The sequence below is a fragment of the Paenibacillus albidus genome, assembly GCF_014644435.1.
In the GTDB taxonomy this organism is placed as follows: domain Bacteria; phylum Bacillota; class Bacilli; order Paenibacillales; family Paenibacillaceae; genus Paenibacillus_AQ; species Paenibacillus_AQ albidus.
The window spans coordinates 21,743-35,682 of sequence record NZ_BMKR01000008.1; the positions used below are offsets into that span (position 1 = coordinate 21,743).

Annotated in this window: 22 protein-coding genes and 2 tRNA genes; 4 read left to right on the plus strand and 20 right to left on the minus strand. The window is 46.7% G+C overall.

Translation table 11 applies throughout. The features are described from left to right. Positions 1-38 precede the first annotated feature (38 nt). From IEY53_RS11270 to IEY53_RS11295, 6 genes are all read right to left on the minus strand, one after another. Positions 39-398 carry an HNH endonuclease gene (locus tag IEY53_RS11270; RefSeq protein WP_189024928.1) on the minus strand — a complete coding sequence of 120 codons (360 nt, stop codon included), beginning with the start codon at positions 396-398 and terminating at the stop codon, positions 39-41. Positions 399-564: 166 nt separating this feature from the next. Beyond that, positions 565-1,113, minus strand: coding sequence for a site-specific integrase (locus tag IEY53_RS11275; RefSeq protein ID WP_189024930.1), 549 nt, complete (start codon positions 1,111-1,113; stop codon positions 565-567). Between the two features lie 568 nt (positions 1,114-1,681). After that, positions 1,682-2,059 carry a hypothetical protein gene (locus IEY53_RS11280; protein ID WP_189024932.1) on the minus strand — a complete coding sequence of 126 codons (378 nt, stop codon included), beginning with the start codon at positions 2,057-2,059 and terminating at the stop codon, positions 1,682-1,684. 98 nt (positions 2,060-2,157) lie between these two features. Next, entirely contained in the window at positions 2,158-2,466 is a 309-nt protein-coding gene (locus IEY53_RS11285) for a hypothetical protein (protein ID WP_189024934.1), read from the minus strand. A gap of 15 nt (positions 2,467-2,481) precedes the next feature. Beyond that, on the minus strand, positions 2,482-3,126 hold the full coding sequence (locus IEY53_RS11290; protein WP_189024935.1) for a hypothetical protein: 645 nt from the start codon (positions 3,124-3,126) through the stop codon (positions 2,482-2,484). Continuing rightward, a complete protein-coding gene (locus IEY53_RS11295) occupies positions 3,123-3,506 on the minus strand; it encodes a nucleoside triphosphate pyrophosphohydrolase family protein (RefSeq protein WP_189024937.1) in 384 nt (127 codons plus the stop codon). Before IEY53_RS11295 ends, IEY53_RS11290 begins: the two co-directional genes overlap by 4 nt. Before the next feature lie 447 nt (positions 3,507-3,953). Here IEY53_RS11295 and IEY53_RS11300 point away from each other — a divergent pair, with 447 nt between their 5' ends. Then, entirely contained in the window at positions 3,954-4,154 is a 201-nt protein-coding gene (locus IEY53_RS11300) for a hypothetical protein (protein WP_189024939.1), read from the plus strand. 48 nt (positions 4,155-4,202) lie between these two features. Here IEY53_RS11300 and dnaB read toward each other — a convergent pair whose 3' ends face one another. The 9 genes from dnaB to IEY53_RS11345 form a co-directional block, all read right to left on the minus strand. After that, complete coding sequence (gene dnaB, locus IEY53_RS11305) at positions 4,203-5,552, minus strand: replicative DNA helicase (protein WP_189024941.1); 1,350 nt, start codon at positions 5,550-5,552, stop codon at positions 4,203-4,205. Further along, complete coding sequence (locus tag IEY53_RS11310; protein WP_189024943.1) at positions 5,518-5,868, minus strand: replicative helicase loader/inhibitor; 351 nt, start codon at positions 5,866-5,868, stop codon at positions 5,518-5,520. The genes dnaB and IEY53_RS11310 overlap by 35 nt, the downstream gene beginning before the upstream one ends. Beyond that, positions 5,846-6,835, minus strand: coding sequence for a hypothetical protein (locus tag IEY53_RS11315; RefSeq protein WP_189024945.1), 990 nt, complete (start codon positions 6,833-6,835; stop codon positions 5,846-5,848). Before IEY53_RS11315 ends, IEY53_RS11310 begins: the two co-directional genes overlap by 23 nt. 219 nt (positions 6,836-7,054) lie before the next feature. Continuing rightward, entirely contained in the window at positions 7,055-7,357 is a 303-nt protein-coding gene (locus tag IEY53_RS11320) for a hypothetical protein (protein WP_189024947.1), read from the minus strand. Positions 7,358-7,463: 106 nt separating this feature from the next. After that, a complete protein-coding gene (locus IEY53_RS11325) occupies positions 7,464-7,625 on the minus strand; it encodes a hypothetical protein (RefSeq protein ID WP_189024949.1) in 162 nt (53 codons plus the stop codon). Further along, positions 7,622-7,891 (minus strand): hypothetical protein, encoded by a 270-nt coding sequence (locus IEY53_RS11330; protein WP_189024951.1) that lies wholly within the window; start codon positions 7,889-7,891, stop codon positions 7,622-7,624. The genes IEY53_RS11325 and IEY53_RS11330 overlap by 4 nt, the downstream gene beginning before the upstream one ends. Positions 7,892-7,900: 9 nt before the next feature. Then, positions 7,901-8,416: a helix-turn-helix transcriptional regulator gene (locus IEY53_RS11335; RefSeq protein ID WP_189024953.1), complete on the minus strand. Its 516-nt coding sequence runs from the start codon at positions 8,414-8,416 to the stop codon at positions 7,901-7,903. Positions 8,417-8,541: 125 nt separating this feature from the next. After that, on the minus strand, positions 8,542-8,841 hold the full coding sequence (locus tag IEY53_RS11340) for a hypothetical protein (RefSeq protein WP_189024955.1): 300 nt from the start codon (positions 8,839-8,841) through the stop codon (positions 8,542-8,544). Between the two features lie 2 nt (positions 8,842-8,843). Next, complete coding sequence (locus IEY53_RS11345; protein WP_189024957.1) at positions 8,844-9,095, minus strand: helix-turn-helix transcriptional regulator; 252 nt, start codon at positions 9,093-9,095, stop codon at positions 8,844-8,846. A 145-nt stretch (positions 9,096-9,240) separates the two neighbouring features. Here IEY53_RS11345 and IEY53_RS11350 point away from each other — a divergent pair, with 145 nt between their 5' ends. The 3 genes from IEY53_RS11350 to IEY53_RS11360 all read left to right on the plus strand — a co-directional run bounded on the left by IEY53_RS11350 (position 9,241) and on the right by IEY53_RS11360 (position 11,817). Further along, positions 9,241-9,639, plus strand: a complete 399-nt coding sequence (locus tag IEY53_RS11350; RefSeq protein ID WP_189024959.1) for a helix-turn-helix domain-containing protein — start codon at positions 9,241-9,243, stop codon at positions 9,637-9,639. Positions 9,640-9,716: 77 nt separating this feature from the next. Beyond that, entirely contained in the window at positions 9,717-10,595 is an 879-nt protein-coding gene (locus IEY53_RS11355) for an ImmA/IrrE family metallo-endopeptidase (protein WP_189024961.1), read from the plus strand. A gap of 64 nt (positions 10,596-10,659) precedes the next feature. Beyond that, positions 10,660-11,817, plus strand: a complete 1,158-nt coding sequence (locus tag IEY53_RS11360; protein ID WP_189024963.1) for a site-specific integrase — start codon at positions 10,660-10,662, stop codon at positions 11,815-11,817. Positions 11,818-11,939: 122 nt separating this feature from the next. On the opposite strand, the gene IEY53_RS11365 is transcribed toward IEY53_RS11360, so the two are convergent. The 5 genes from IEY53_RS11365 to pyrF form a co-directional block, all read right to left on the minus strand. Beyond that, a tRNA-Ile gene (locus IEY53_RS11365) sits at positions 11,940-12,013 on the minus strand. 45 nt (positions 12,014-12,058) lie between these two features. Beyond that, a tRNA-Met gene (locus IEY53_RS11370) sits at positions 12,059-12,135 on the minus strand. Positions 12,136-12,217: 82 nt separating this feature from the next. Continuing rightward, the gene (locus IEY53_RS11375) at positions 12,218-12,382 is read right to left on the minus strand and encodes a hypothetical protein (protein ID WP_019909365.1); all 165 of its coding nucleotides are present in this window, start codon (positions 12,380-12,382) and stop codon (positions 12,218-12,220) included. A 148-nt stretch (positions 12,383-12,530) separates the two neighbouring features. After that, entirely contained in the window at positions 12,531-13,172 is a 642-nt protein-coding gene (gene pyrE / locus IEY53_RS11380; RefSeq protein ID WP_189024965.1) for an orotate phosphoribosyltransferase, read from the minus strand. Then, a complete protein-coding gene (pyrF, locus tag IEY53_RS11385; RefSeq protein WP_189025254.1) occupies positions 13,169-13,909 on the minus strand; it encodes an orotidine-5'-phosphate decarboxylase in 741 nt (246 codons plus the stop codon). Before pyrF ends, pyrE begins: the two co-directional genes overlap by 4 nt. Between the last annotated feature and the right edge of the window lie 31 nt (positions 13,910-13,940).

Sequence of the window (13,940 nt, forward strand, 5' to 3'; positions counted from 1 at the left end):
TTTCAACTCCAATATATAATTTACCATAAAGTGTTTTGTTAAGGTCTACCAAATCCTCCATCTTCCCGAACGGTCTTGGCATCATGACACGCCTTGCAAAGTGCCTGCCAATTTTTGCGGTCCCAGAATAATTCCTTGTCGCCCTTATGCGGTACAATGTGGTCAACCACGGTAGCAGCAATCACCTTGCCCGCATCCCTGCAGTACACACACACCGGATGCTTCCGCAGATACCCTAGCCGGGCCTTACGCCACTGACCGTCATAGCCGCGCTGTGCGGCCGTTCCTCGGTATCTATCATAGCGGTGCTTCTCTTGGGTATGGTCGGCACAGTAACGGCCCCTGGTGAGGCTCCTACAGCCCACACGACTGCATGGTTTAAGTGGAGATTGTGCCATAATTAACCCCTTTGCTGCTGCTGAATAACTGGTAAATCCTGTGCGATCTAATTACACATATCTTACATTGTGTTAAATTCATTCACCTGTCACAGACCCTTGCTCTATAAGGCCTCTCAGCCTGTCCCAGAAACGAGTTTCACCTATCCTTAATATGTGTAACTGATTACGCTTTGTGACGCTTCAAAGCCATATCCATGCTGTCTTGAGCCATGCCTATATAGCGCAGCGTAATCTTGGGCGAAGCATGATTAAAGAAGTCCATCAGCATCCCAATGTCCTTGTCGGTTGTCTCGTTATAGAAGATGTAGCCAAATGTTTTCCGCAGTGTATGACAGCCCATTTCCGAAAGGCCGAACTCATCACCGATGGTTCGCATAATCTTATAGGCCATTTCGCGGGTAATGGGCCGGTTCATCCCTTCCCTGCTTTTGATAAGGAATTCATTAGCAGGCTTACCTTCAATGTAGGCAAGCAGAGCCTTTTTAAGTTCAGCAGCCATGTAAATTCGTTTCTGCTTATTGGTCTTCTTTTCACGAATGGAGATATGAGAACCGGAAACGTCCTTGACTCGCAATCGCAGAATGTCGCTAATCCGAAGTCCTGTGTAAATGCCAATCAGGAACATGATGTAATCCCTTGGATTCTTATCCTTGAGATAGTCTTTTATGTCTTGTATCGTTTCCGGGTCACGAATTGGCTGAACAAAGTTCATCCACGCCCACCGCCGTCCAGTTTCACACAATGGATCGGTTTAGAGCAGAACTGAGCTGCTGCTTCCCACTTGCCCCAAACACAGCCTTTGCATTTAACCGGCTGCTTCGGTTCTGGCGGTTCCCTGAGCCTCCTTACCTCATTCATTGCTTTTCCCCCAATATAAAAAGCCGCCCTTATATAAGAGCGACTTTGAGTATTTACATTTATTTGCATTATCCCGTACTTGCATGGTGACGGACGGTATTACCGACTAACATCCCCTATGCCAATATACCGCGCCCGGGCGGAGCGCGTTGAGAGTGATATTATAACTCCCTTTCCCCCGAACAGGCCGCCGCAAACATCTACTTGCTACTTGTGCGTACGGCTCTGCCACTAATTGCATCGCTATCGCGAGGGCATCATCACCGATTCAGCTCTGAAGAGTCCTGCGGCGATAAGGGGCAGCAGGGACACCCGGGAATGACTTCTTCCCTATGTCCCTACTGTAAATCGAATATACAGACGTAATGTTGACGCGAAACAGACGTAAAACAGACAGGTTACAGACGTAAAGCAGACACGTTTTAAATGATGCCTAGAAGTTTAAGTGTACCGGCTACCGATTCTGTTCCCTCTAGAATCTTCCGATCCAAAGAACGTCCGGTGAAGGAAGACCATTTTATTACGGCTGCTTTTCGCGGGTATAGATCAACAAAACGATATTTCATTATCTCTCTAATTTCAGCATCTGAAATGGATCTAATCGCTAACTCGATGTTCATGATTATCGGATTCAATTTTTTCAAGGTGGCTGCTTCTACTGTTGTAAGCTCACTTCTCCCCTTTAAGTCATTAACGATATCTGCCATTTTGGGATATTTACGAAGAAGCTTTTTGGTGACCATGATATCCGCCTTATTTGCACTCGGAAACAATTCCCCTTGTTCCCACACCATTGCCATTCCCCTCAATCCCCTTTGTGTTATAATGGGTTGAGGTAGAAATTACTGTTTATTGACCCCCGGCCCCCGCCAAGGATTAGGGGGTCTTTTCATGTTCACTATGCATATTTTTGACCTCTTTGATTTTCTGTAATATTCGCAGTCTTCGGAACTGAAACCCAAGCGAACCCTCTTTGCTCACCTCCAGAATCTTCAAATAAGTATGAGTAGCCTTTTGGGATGAAATCTCCCAGATGAATCCGCAAAACTCCAAAAGCTGTCTCTATTATTTGATGCTGAGCCAGTTCAGAACGTGGACATACATAAAGCTGCATGCGCTCGATCCTGCTACCTCTGCGGATTACCTTGTTGAGAGCAGAATTTATCATTTGTACCGCCTGTGGATGAATTGGGGATAAGGCGCTCATAAGTAACACCCCTTCCTATTTGCCGTGGCTTGCCAACCTCTCAAATTTTGCAAAGTCAAAAACCGGCTGTTCTTCGACCAATGACATAATGCGGTTAAGAAGCTCGATGCTATCTTTTGCAGATTCAAATGTCAGACGATTTCTCGCATTATCCTGTTCTATCGTTTTATTTCGGTGAACGATAGACAAACAATTTAGCAATTGATGCCTATTTATGCTCTCTTTCTTTTGCCGGTTTATGGTCTGCTGCGCTTCAAATAGCTCTAAACCTTTTTGAATTGAAATATTGTGAGCCATTTCCTGGGCGGAATCACGGCTGTATTCTAGTGACTTAACATACAGTTCAAGCTTGGCTATGCGTTGCTGCGCTTCTGTCAGCTGCCGATGATAGGACTGCGCTTCTTCGGTGCGCACTGCTTCAAAATGCTTGTATGCCTGGGCTTCACCTAATTCACCTTCAAGAAGCGACTTATCCGTTCTCAGGGTTTTAACAAGTTGCTGAGCGTCTTCCAGAGCAGCCAATAACTCCTTTCCGGCTGAATAGAGGTCGATTACACTTTCATTCGTAATTGTTCCTCTTGCTAAATGGCGTTCTAATTCTTCGATTTCAGCACCAAACTTGTACTTTAACTGTTCAACACGACCTGAAGTCATGTTCATATGACCTTACCTCCGTGTCGCTGCGGCCGCGTAGCGTTATAGGCCATTTTCTCTAAGATTGCGCGTTCTAGGTCGATACCATACCGCCCGCAGGCATCAAATACCCGAATTACAATATCAGCCAGCTCGGACGGGATGCCACAGGGCTTCCATGTCGCGTCCTGTCCTTCAATATCACTAAAGAAACGAATGATTTCCCCGTTCTTGGTATACCATTCTTCATCCGGCCATTTCCCATTACGATAGTCTTCCAGTGCTTCCGAAGCCTCGGAATGAATCAAAGCAATGACTTCACCAAAGCTACGGTCTTCATTCCACCAGCCCTTGTTTACTGCGTTTTCGTGTGCTTCCTTAACCAATTCATTAATAGATTTGCTCATAATAGTTATTTCTCCCCCGGGACAGTGCCCATAATCTTCGTACTGCGAAACAATAATTTATTTAAAGTCGAACCTTCCCATAATTTGTTAATAGTGATAATGTAGCTATAACTAATTAATAATAAGGAGACAGTTAAATTGCATAAAAAGAAATATTTCACCCTTTTACCACCATTCCTCGTTCTAGGGATCATCTTGGCTTACAATCTTCCATACGATAAAAGGTCTTTTGCATTATTACTAACCGTGTTGGCTTTTTGGATTACTTACTATATTTGGATTCATATTGAGAAGCTGATGCAGAAGAAGAACGAATAGTCTTTGTTACGCCTTATGCGTCTTACTGGCGCTACCTCTTCGTACTGTGCAGTATGTGGACATCAGATTAATTTAGTATGATATACTAAATCATGGTAATAACTATCCGTCTTTTAAAGGGGATTAAATATGAATAACAAAAAGAAGGAAAATCAAAATATGAATAAATGGATTTCGATTATTTGTCTTATATTAATACCTCTCTCTGCTGGCATCGGAATTTTATTCGATATTAATCCAGATCCAATACAAACTCTCCTTATGACTTTAGGTTTTTTAAGCATATCTTGGATTAATTGGTCAAAGTATAAAGAGAAATCCAAGTTGTAAATACTTTTGCTTCACAGTATGCGTCTACCTTGCAGCACTCCAAGCAGCTCAAGAAGCATGCGCCCGTTCATAATTGACGAATTTATTAAACTGCTTGAGGAATACAAGTTCCACGGTTCCTACCGGGCCATTACGCTGCTTGGAAATGATGATTTCGATGATGTTCTTCTTCTCGCTGTCCTGGTTGTAATAATCATCCCGGTAAAGGAAGGCCACTACATCCGCATCCTGTTCGATCGCTCCAGACTCGCGAAGGTCGCTCATCATTGGGCGCTTGTCCTGACGTTGCTCTACTGCCCGGCTGAGCTGGGAAAGTGCAATCACTGGCACATCCAGTTCGCGGGCAATCTGTTTAAGCGTCCGTGAAATCTCTGATATTTCCTGCTGACGGTTCTCGCCTCCTTTGCCCCGGCCTTGAATCAACTGCAGATAATCAATGACAATCAGTCCGAGACCCTGTTGTTTCTTCAACCGTCGGCAGCGTGTACGAATTTCCTGAACAGTGATTACGCCCGGATCGGCAATGAAGATATTAGCTTCTCCGAGAATGGAAGCAGCCCCGGCCATTTTGTCCCAATCATGGGCTTTCATTTCTCCGGTCCGCATAGCACTGGCATCCAGATTAACTTCTGCGCTGACCATTCGCTGCACCAGCTGCGGCGCCGACATTTCAAGGCTGAACACCGCGACTGTTTCCTTGGTTTTGACTGCCACGTTCTGAGCGATGTTAAGCGCGAATGCCGTCTTGCCTACGGATGGGCGGGCAGCGACAATAATTAGGTCACCTTTATGCAGGCCAGCCAGCATGCCGTCTAAATCCGTGTACCCGGTGTAAAGCCCCGTTGTAATGCCATTCTTGACATTTTCGCAGCGTTGCTCAGTCGATTCGATTACGTTGAACAGCACTTTCTTGATAGGCTGGAAATCATCATCCGATGAAGCCTGATCCGATAAAGCAGCCGAATCGTTCAGCATACTGTTAACAACCAGCCCGGCATCGTCACTCTCATAAGCCAGTTCCATCTGCCGTTCTGCTGCATAAATAGCCTTGCGCAAAGTATGCTTGTCCTCAAGCACTCCGATATAAAAGCCGATCTCAGCTGCAGACGGCACCGCATGAGCCAGTTTTAGCAGATAACTTGTCCCGCCGATCTTCTCCAGCTGCTTCTTACTGTGCAGCACATTCGCAAGAGCCGGAAACTCTATAGGATCATCAGCTCTGTGCAGGTCAAGAATAGCCTTGAATATTTGCTTATGTACCGGATTGAAAAATGCGTCCGGCTCCAGTGTAGCCGCAATTTCTACGGCATCCCCTGTTTTGTCAATGAGGATGGCACCGAGAACTGTTGCCTCTGCGGCAGGGCTATTCGGTAGTTCGCGTAATTCCAAGTCTTGCATAAAGTGACTCCTTCCATCCGGCAGGCGGCAACGCCACGTCGGTGCGCTCTGCGTCTCTTTGGGCCAAGTATTCGGCCGTCTCTTTCTTCTGCTGCTCTATTTCCCGAAGGTCGCCCACCTTGCCGCGAATCTGGCTGATTTTTGGTGGGAAGGAATTGGTCTGAATGTGTTTGCGGACATTTTCAACGGCTACGTCAAAAGGGAAGTCCTTCAGGTGTTCGTAAAGCCGTGTGACCTCCTGGTCGCTGGTGTCGATCTGGTGCGAATATTCCTGTTTGAGCTTAATAAGCAAATCAATGACTTGTGCTCTTCTCAAGCTCTTCTGCCTCCCTTGCACGGCGCTGCAGGTCTTCGATTTCCTGCTGCTGCTTAGTTTTGCGCGGCGGCTCTGACTGGGTTATCTTTGCTTTGCGCTTGCCCTCAGGCTTGCCGCCTGCTTTGGTGTTTTTCCAGGCTTGTTCGATCCCATCGATGTAGTAAGCGAAACTTTTGGCTTGCTCAAAGTCTTCACCTTCCCGGCCCTGCTTCGCCTTATACATGGTTGCCATAGTTTGGATGGTAAAAGGGACTGGAATCCCTCCGGCGACCATCTGACCCATAGCTTGGCGTTCAGCAGCGGAAACGTGTATATCAAATTTTGAATGCATTTTGCAATAAGCGTCTAAGATGGCTAGCATGCCATCGGCTGGCGGGTTTTGGTTCAGATCTTCTTCCCACCACTCTTTATCTAAATTAGTAGTAGTAATAGTAATAATATCTTTTGCATCGGACATTTTTGTCTGATCACTCGGTAAAATCGGTTCATGATCGGACACTTTTGTCTGTTCACTCGCGTTCTGTTCGGACAAATATGTCTTATCACCGTTTCCATGATCGGACATAAATGTCTGTTCACTATTCGGGTGATCGGACATATTTGTCTTATCATCAGACTGTGATCGGACATTTTTGTCTGATCTCTTTAATAGGTCTTTCTTGGAGTTTTTCACCTTTATGATCAACCCCCGGGGAGCGCGCTTCACCTGAATATAGTCATGCTCCTGCAGAGCATCGAGCCACCTACTGACGGTCTTGTCATTAACTCCGAATTGCTCTCCGATCTCCGACAGCTTCATTGGCTTATTGCCGAGAACAATCCCCCAGACAGTTCCATCCTCTTCGACTTCCTTAGTCGTGGAGCTGATGCACCACGCAAAAAGCCATATCGCCGAAGTTATGTTTTTATAATGTTTTGGCTCGAATAACCCGGAGTACATCGGAAAGGGGTAACTGCCATTGGGCATAATCTCACCTCTGCTGTCATTTCATCATTTTCCCTTTTTAGCCGGGAGCCGTTTTACTATCTCCGTAACATCTGTACGGAGAATGAACGCTGTTTGCCCATCATCCTGCCGCAACCTTGCCCAAAGCCGAGCGATACCCCATACCTCCATGACTTCCCCGGACAGGCCGGAGCTTGTCCGAACAACGTCACCCTTGAGAACAAGCATTGCCCTCGCCCCCTATTCGGCGTAACGAAGCCGTAGCGCTTTTAATGCTATCTCAGTGTTGTAATCGTCCAGACGGTCCGCATCGGACATATCGACTTTGTTATGACCATTGAAAAGATGAAGTGCAAGACTAAGCATGAATGTCTCCGATGGGCTCCAACCTTTTGAAGCTTTAATCAGTGCATCGGTGTGAACGGTAAGTTCTTCAAAGTCCACAAAATCTGGTTTCAGATAATTTTGAAGCTTGTTATGATTCAAAAAAATGTACAGCAGCCCTTTCCAATAACGGTCTTGCATCAAATGACTTGGGATCATGTCGTTGTACCCCTTTCAATTGGAATTATGCGGATATCCGCGACCATCCCGGCTTGCTTAATGCCGGTAGGTTTCAGCTGGTGTCCCTCCAGCCATCGTCAGGCGGCTATTGTATTTTTGCCAAAGCAGACTGCGCAGCCGCAAGCAAAACCTTGCAGTCTTCTGCGGCTTCCTCGCCTGCCCAATCAGATATATTGCTTTTCAGTTCCTCTATCCGGCGTTCCAACGCAAACTGGATTGCTAATATTTCCCCACCAGTAAACTTCATGCTGTCCCCTCCTTGCGTTCGGGACGTTCCAAGGTTAAAATGGACAAAACGAGGCTCTTAAGACGGGTTCTCAACTGCGACTGCCCTGACCGGCGGTCGTTTTTCATTTCAGCTTCTGCTATCCGAATCATGTTGTTCAGGTACCCTTCTGCAAAATTCTGTTCCCCCGGCAGCATAGCTTCGGGGTTCTGGAGTATCACCTGAAGATTATGCCGTGCAGCCTCACCAACCCGCCGTGCTTCTGCGACCAATTCACTTCTTTCCATTCCGTTCCCTCATTTCACGTAATTTTTTGCTCTCAATTCGGCCCTGTGCTCTTTCCACGTTCCAAGCCAGCTAAATGAATACTCCTTACAAATCGCTGCAGCCAAGTGTGTCAATGCCGTGATCGCTTCCACCGTTTCCATAAGCAGCCGTTTGATCTGCTGCCGCTCAGTTTCGTTGATCTGCGCATTTGTCTTGGTAATTGCAGCTTGTTTAGAAGCATCAAGAACTTCCTGCATTTCCTCTATAGTTTTGAATAAGACGCTTGCTCTATGTAGGTCTACGTTGTCCAGCCAGGGGGTAAAAGCCCCCCCGGTCACCTCAGCTGCCGCCGCGAGGAAAAGCTGTCCATCGTCATAATGCTCTGCGGCGGCTCTCATAACCGGATCGGTTGCCTTTCTGCTGCCCTTAATAATCTTCCCAACCTGCGAACCGTCCACATTGGCGATTCTGCCAGCTTGGGCCAGTGTATGGCCCTGCCGCTGCATTACATCCTGTAGAGCTGAAGAAAAATGTCCAATTGTCAACTTGATTCCACCCTTTTAGTCCAAGTTATGGGGATGCATTTGGACAGAGGCGTGATGTATGATTAATTCAAGCAATTCCCCTTGCCCACCATTCCAGGCCGCCGCATTGCACGGCGGTTTTTTTATTAAAATCTTTCAGTTTTCAGCCATTGATACAGATCAGATTTAAGAACGGTAACAGCTTCACCCTTTTGACGGTTGCAATTCAAGTGAGGGAATGTCGGATGCTTAGTAAGCTCATTCACCTTCGGAGGGCTGAAACCAAGAAGTTTCTGTATATGAGCTGGCCGAAGCACTTCAGGATATTCTCCATTCAGGCGAAGCTCTGCGAGTTGCCGTTCCAGTTTTTCGTTCTGTTCTGCCAAATCAGCAGCCAGACGAAGGGCTTCAGCGAAAGTTGACGGTGTCTTTATTGCCTTTGCCATACTTAAACCACCTCTTTGGTAGCAGATTGTTCATCTAAAAAACACGTTTCGTGCGGTTCCTGATCAAAAAAAATCGATTGTACCGATTGTTTAAAATGCGCAGCAACCTTAACTTTAATTTCATCTTTTGGAACCCTTTGTGCGTTCTCATACATTTGGAGGGCACTAATACTTATGCCAATTGCTTTTGCAGTTACTTCTCTAGAGGCTTCACCACGTAATTGAATCAATCTCTTTGCAATTAATTCTTTCATTTTCTTTCCACACCACCTCTCATAAAAACCACGTTTCGTGTTGTTGAAATAAATATACACCGCACGTTTCGTGTTGTCAACACGTTTTGTGTTCTTTATTAAAAAATAACACGTTATGTGTTATTGTATAAACGGGTGATGAATGATGGCGACATTTGGTCAAAGATTACGTAAAATTCGTACGGATAATAACCTTACTCAAAAAGACTTTGGAATCTTGTTTAAATTGAGCGAGAGTGCAATTGGTATGTATGAACGGGACGAAAGAGAGCCTCCTTTTAAATTCGCAAATGACATTGCGGATCACTTCGATGTCGATACCGACTATCTTTTTGGCCGTACAGATATCCCTAAGTCAAGGATTGTGAATTCTAAAGATCAAACTGAATTCGAAGCGTTTATTAACAATCCAGAACATGGTATTTTCTTCAGAGACTATCTATCTGCACCCGAAGAACGCCGTGAAGAAATGCGAGAGATTTTCAAAATACTGCAAGAGAAGGAAAAGGGTCGGAAGCCTGGGGATATCCAAGGCGAGAGTTGATAGAATACTTTTAGCCAGAAATGGCTTTTCTTTTTAACCAAAATAAGAACATATGATCCCATTTAGAGGTGAACAACATGATTATGAATTATAAGACCCCCCCACTCGAACAAAAGATAAATGAATTGTACAAAATGCATAAGATCATCAAACCTACGCATTTATCTGTTGAATCTTTGGCTGAAAAATTCAATGTATGGGTCCATTATCATAATAAAAAAAGCAAGGGAATTGAAGTTTCCCCAGGCGTGTATACCATATTCCTAGATAACCGCCTTGCAGAAGACCAACAGCGTCTAGAATTCCTTCATGAACTATGCCATATGCTCCGACATGCGGGAAATCAGACAATAATGCCCGAGCTATTCACCAAAGCTCAGGAGACTGAAGCAGACCGTTTTGTTTTCTACGCCGCCATCCCCTTCTTTATGCTTGAAAAGTTAAGTTTGTCATCAGTGAAGAGTGAAGCGATAGGATACATATCGCGGGAGTTCAATGTCCCGCTAAATTTTGCCAAAAAAAGATATGAACAAATTGAAGATCGTATAAGGCAAGGTGAATTTTTATCCGCCATTGAATCAGCTACTGCCACTCGTGAAATCATTCGTGATTCTTCAGAAAGTTACACCGCGAATCGCACCAACATATTTATTCGTGCTTATTACAATTGGGATGGCGATTACTCCCGGCCGGATACCCTGATAATCGAACAACCCGAAGGCTTTGACTGGGACAACCAGTTAGAAATTGACGTTGATGGAAATTACGAAAGCTGCGATATGCCCTCTTATATATCCCATGATTCAGCAACTATACTTTCAGGGGATCTCTCTATCCCGCCGGATCGCAAGGGATTTGTTACCATAAACTTATCACGCGTAGCATGGCGGCACGGCAAACTGTCAACACGGCTATATTTATCAATGGAGGCAATAGACGATGCTTTGAACTTCTGAAATCTTGAGGGGAGTGATGCAAATAAACTACTATACTGATGATTAAATTTCTAAGGAGGAAGTTATGAAAGGACATGTTTATCCAAGAGGGAAAACGTACACGTATGTTTTCGATCTCCCCCCGGACGCACTAACCGGTGAAAGGAACCAAAAAACTAAAGGGGGATTTAAAACTGAAGCATCAGCTTGGTCAGCTTGCAGAAAGGCAATGACCGATGCCGAGAAAGGATTAGATGTTAAGACAACAAACATCACCTTAGAAAAATATCTCTACGAATATCTTGAGACACATGCAAAGCCTAATTTCAAGCCAACGTCCTACGACACCGAAAAAACCATTATCGAGGCCCGAATTATCCCGGTACTCGGCAAAGTAAAATTGCAGACACTTACTCCACGTGCCATCAAAGGCTTTTATGCTGAACTCCGAAAGAAATATTCAAAGGATTACGTGAAGAACATCCATGGTGTGCTGAAACGCGCACTTCGACTTGCATATACGGAATCGGGGTTATTGGCGGAGGATATCATGAGTAAGGTGTCCATGCGGAGCAAGGTAAACGCAAACGAACAGAAAGAAATGCAGTTCTGGACAATTGAGGAATTCACTCAATTTCTGCAATCTTCGAAGAATCATGTTCATTACATTGCTTTTTCATTAGCAGTATATACCGGAATGCGGCGTGGTGAAATTCTAGGGCTGCGGTGGAAAGATATCGACTTTGAGAAGAAAGAGCTGAAGGTTATTCAGACAGCGAATTGGACGCGGGATGGATTGGTGATTCAGCGGCCCAAGACGAATGATTCCATACGGAGAGTCAAGCTCTTCCAAAATATCATCGATGATCTTCAAGAGCGCTATTTACAGATCGAAGCTTACAGAAAGGAATATGGGGAGGCATACGAGGATAATGACCTGGTGTGCTGCTATCCTGGAGGGGGTTATATTAAGCCGAAGCGAATCACTGAAGGTATGGATGTCCTTGTTCGCAAGGCCGGAGTTAAGAAGATCCGATTCCACGATCAGCGGCATACTCACGCTTCGTTCCTTCTGGCGATTGGAATCAATCCGAAGGTGGCTGCCGAACGACTGGGAATGACTCCGGCGATGTTCAATGAGAGGTACTCACATCTGCTTCCGATCATGCAGGAAGAAGCCGTTGACAGAATTGAAAATGAACTCAATAAATTCGCAGAAAAGCAGCTTGAACCTGTGGAATAAAAGTCTCCGTTAGCAAATCCGTTAGCAAGCTACAAAATATGACCTTTCCCCACTCTCTCCTGTTCAAATCAGCGACCCTATAAACAGCAAAAAACCCTTACAACGTAAGGGTTTCGGCGAAGTGGGCCCTGAGGGACTCGAACCCCCGACCAATCGGTTATGAGCCGACCGCTCTAACCAACTGAGCTAAGGGCCCGGATCTAAAATATCCGTATCTACAAGTGCTGCCTGGTAATAAAATTGGTTGCGGGGGCAGGATTTGAACCTGCGGCCTTCGGGTTATGAGCCCGACGAGCTACCGGGCTGCTCCACCCCGCGTCAGTAAACATATTCAAACAGCGACAATAAATAATATACAGTATATCATGGGTTTAAGTCAAGGATGATTTAGCAAATGTTCTCAGGGAAGGAACCGCACGCCGTACCGGCCTTTGCGCGAACGATAAATTTCCACAAAACGTGGATCATGATAGCCATAAATCCAGCCGTCCTGCTCCAGCCTTTTGGCCAGGCAACCTGCCTGAAAACGGGTTCTGAACAACTTGGCGAAATATATCCAGTTCATGATGTCTTCTCCTTTGGGGACAATGGATGAAATTCTGCTCTGGATATAGCATGCCCCGCCAAGGTTACAAAATATGCGGGAGTGCACGGAAACCCGGCCCAGGCCAAGCTTCATTCTCGCACACTCCCGCCGGTCTTGTGGGAATCTGCTACACGCCGAATGCAGCCGGATCTTTTCTCCAGGAGTGGAGCAGCTCGACATCCGTGGCGGCAATTTTGCCCTTGTTCAGGGCTACATCGATCAGCGCCGGGTAGTTGGACAAGCTTTGCAGCGGCAGCTTGGCTGCCGCGAAAGCATCGGACGCACGGTCCAGCTCATAGCTGAAGATAGCGAGCACTGCCAGCGGCTCTGCCCCCGCTTCCTGGATCGCCTGTGCGGCTTTGATGGAGCTGCCGCCGGTAGAGATCAGGTCCTCAATAACAATTACCTTCTGACCGGGGGAGATCAGTCCTTCAATCTGGTTCTGCTTGCCGTGTCCTTTAGCTTTGTCGCGAATATAAGCCATCGGCAGCTGCAGCTTATCAGCCACCCATGCCGCATGCGGAATTCCTGCAGTGGCGGTCCCTGCGATCACTTCAGCCTCCGGATATTGGCTGGTTATCAGCTCCGCAAAGGCACCGGCAATATAGCTGCGCACCTCTGGGAAAGACAACGTCAGACGGTTGTCGCAATAAATGGGGGATTTGATCCCGGAGGTCCAGGTAAAAGGCTCCTGCGGACGCAACGCCACCGCTCCGATCTCCAAAAGGTAGGCAGCTACCTGTTCACTTCTGTTCAATGATGTGCTCATGCTTGAATCATCTCCTCGATTATGGTAAGTGCTGCTTGTCTGGGGTCCGGCGCAGCCGTAACCGGCCGGCCGACAACGAGATAATGGCTGCCCTGCCGGATCGCTTGTCCAGGCGTCATTACTCTCGACTGGTCATCCAGGGAGGAACCTGCCGGGCGGATGCCGGGTGTCACCGTACGGAACGAAGGCCCACAGGCCGCAGCAACTGCTGCCGACTCCTGCGGTGAGGCCACTACGCCGTCCAGCCCCGCTTCTGCGGCCAGTTTGGCATAACGAACTACTGTGTCCCCGACACTGCCGGAGATCCCGATCTCGCCGTTCATAACCTCCTGGCTGGTGCTGGTGAGCTGTGTGACTGCAATAATCAGCGGCATATGAAGCAATGAGTTATGTTTGACTGCGGCTTCCGCACCAGCGCGGGCCGCCTCCATCATGGCCCGTCCACCCGCGGCATGCACGTTGAACATATCTACGCCAAGCTTGGTAAGACTCTCCGCTCCACCTTTCACCGTATTCGGAATATCATGCATTTTGACATCCAGAAAGACGGAATATCCGCGGCTTTTCAGCTCCCTGATGAATTCCGGCCCGGCTGCGTAGAACAGCTGCATCCCTACTTTCATATAACATGGAATACCTTCCAGCTTCTCCATCAACAGCTTGGCCTGCGCAACCTCCGGATAATCCAGAGCAACCATCAGCCGCTGTGCCATGTTGTCCTTAAGTTCATGTACCATTCTTAACGCTCCGTTCCAGTGCGGCTCTGCA

Bases quoted from the DNA above. Each gene is read 5' to 3' on its own strand.
- IEY53_RS11270 (WP_189024928.1), bottom strand. From the start codon at position 398: ATGGCACAATCTCCACTTAAACCATGCAGTCGTGTGGGCTGTAGGAGC.
- IEY53_RS11275 (WP_189024930.1), bottom strand. From the start codon at position 1,113: ATGAACTTTGTTCAGCCAATTCGTGACCCGGAAACGATACAAGACATA.
- IEY53_RS11280 (WP_189024932.1), bottom strand. From the start codon at position 2,059: ATGGCAATGGTGTGGGAACAAGGGGAATTGTTTCCGAGTGCAAATAAG.
- IEY53_RS11285 (WP_189024934.1), bottom strand. From the start codon at position 2,466: ATGAGCGCCTTATCCCCAATTCATCCACAGGCGGTACAAATGATAAAT.
- IEY53_RS11290 (WP_189024935.1), bottom strand. From the start codon at position 3,126: ATGAACATGACTTCAGGTCGTGTTGAACAGTTAAAGTACAAGTTTGGT.
- IEY53_RS11295 (WP_189024937.1), bottom strand. From the start codon at position 3,506: ATGAGCAAATCTATTAATGAATTGGTTAAGGAAGCACACGAAAACGCA.
- IEY53_RS11300 (WP_189024939.1), top strand. From the start codon at position 3,954: ATGAATAACAAAAAGAAGGAAAATCAAAATATGAATAAATGGATTTCG.
- dnaB (WP_189024941.1), bottom strand. From the start codon at position 5,552: ATGCAAGACTTGGAATTACGCGAACTACCGAATAGCCCTGCCGCAGAG.
- IEY53_RS11315 (WP_189024945.1), bottom strand. From the start codon at position 6,835: ATGCCCAATGGCAGTTACCCCTTTCCGATGTACTCCGGGTTATTCGAG.
- IEY53_RS11320 (WP_189024947.1), bottom strand. From the start codon at position 7,357: ATGATCCCAAGTCATTTGATGCAAGACCGTTATTGGAAAGGGCTGCTG.
- IEY53_RS11325 (WP_189024949.1), bottom strand. From the start codon at position 7,625: ATGAAGTTTACTGGTGGGGAAATATTAGCAATCCAGTTTGCGTTGGAA.
- IEY53_RS11330 (WP_189024951.1), bottom strand. From the start codon at position 7,891: ATGGAAAGAAGTGAATTGGTCGCAGAAGCACGGCGGGTTGGTGAGGCT.
- IEY53_RS11340 (WP_189024955.1), bottom strand. From the start codon at position 8,841: ATGGCAAAGGCAATAAAGACACCGTCAACTTTCGCTGAAGCCCTTCGT.
- IEY53_RS11345 (WP_189024957.1), bottom strand. From the start codon at position 9,095: ATGAAAGAATTAATTGCAAAGAGATTGATTCAATTACGTGGTGAAGCC.
- IEY53_RS11350 (WP_189024959.1), top strand. From the start codon at position 9,241: ATGGCGACATTTGGTCAAAGATTACGTAAAATTCGTACGGATAATAAC.
- IEY53_RS11355 (WP_189024961.1), top strand. From the start codon at position 9,717: ATGATTATGAATTATAAGACCCCCCCACTCGAACAAAAGATAAATGAA.
- IEY53_RS11360 (WP_189024963.1), top strand. From the start codon at position 10,660: ATGAAAGGACATGTTTATCCAAGAGGGAAAACGTACACGTATGTTTTC.
- IEY53_RS11375 (WP_019909365.1), bottom strand. From the start codon at position 12,382: ATGAACTGGATATATTTCGCCAAGTTGTTCAGAACCCGTTTTCAGGCA.
- pyrE (WP_189024965.1), bottom strand. From the start codon at position 13,172: ATGAGCACATCATTGAACAGAAGTGAACAGGTAGCTGCCTACCTTTTG.
- pyrF (WP_189025254.1), bottom strand. From the start codon at position 13,909: ATGGTACATGAACTTAAGGACAACATGGCACAGCGGCTGATGGTTGCT.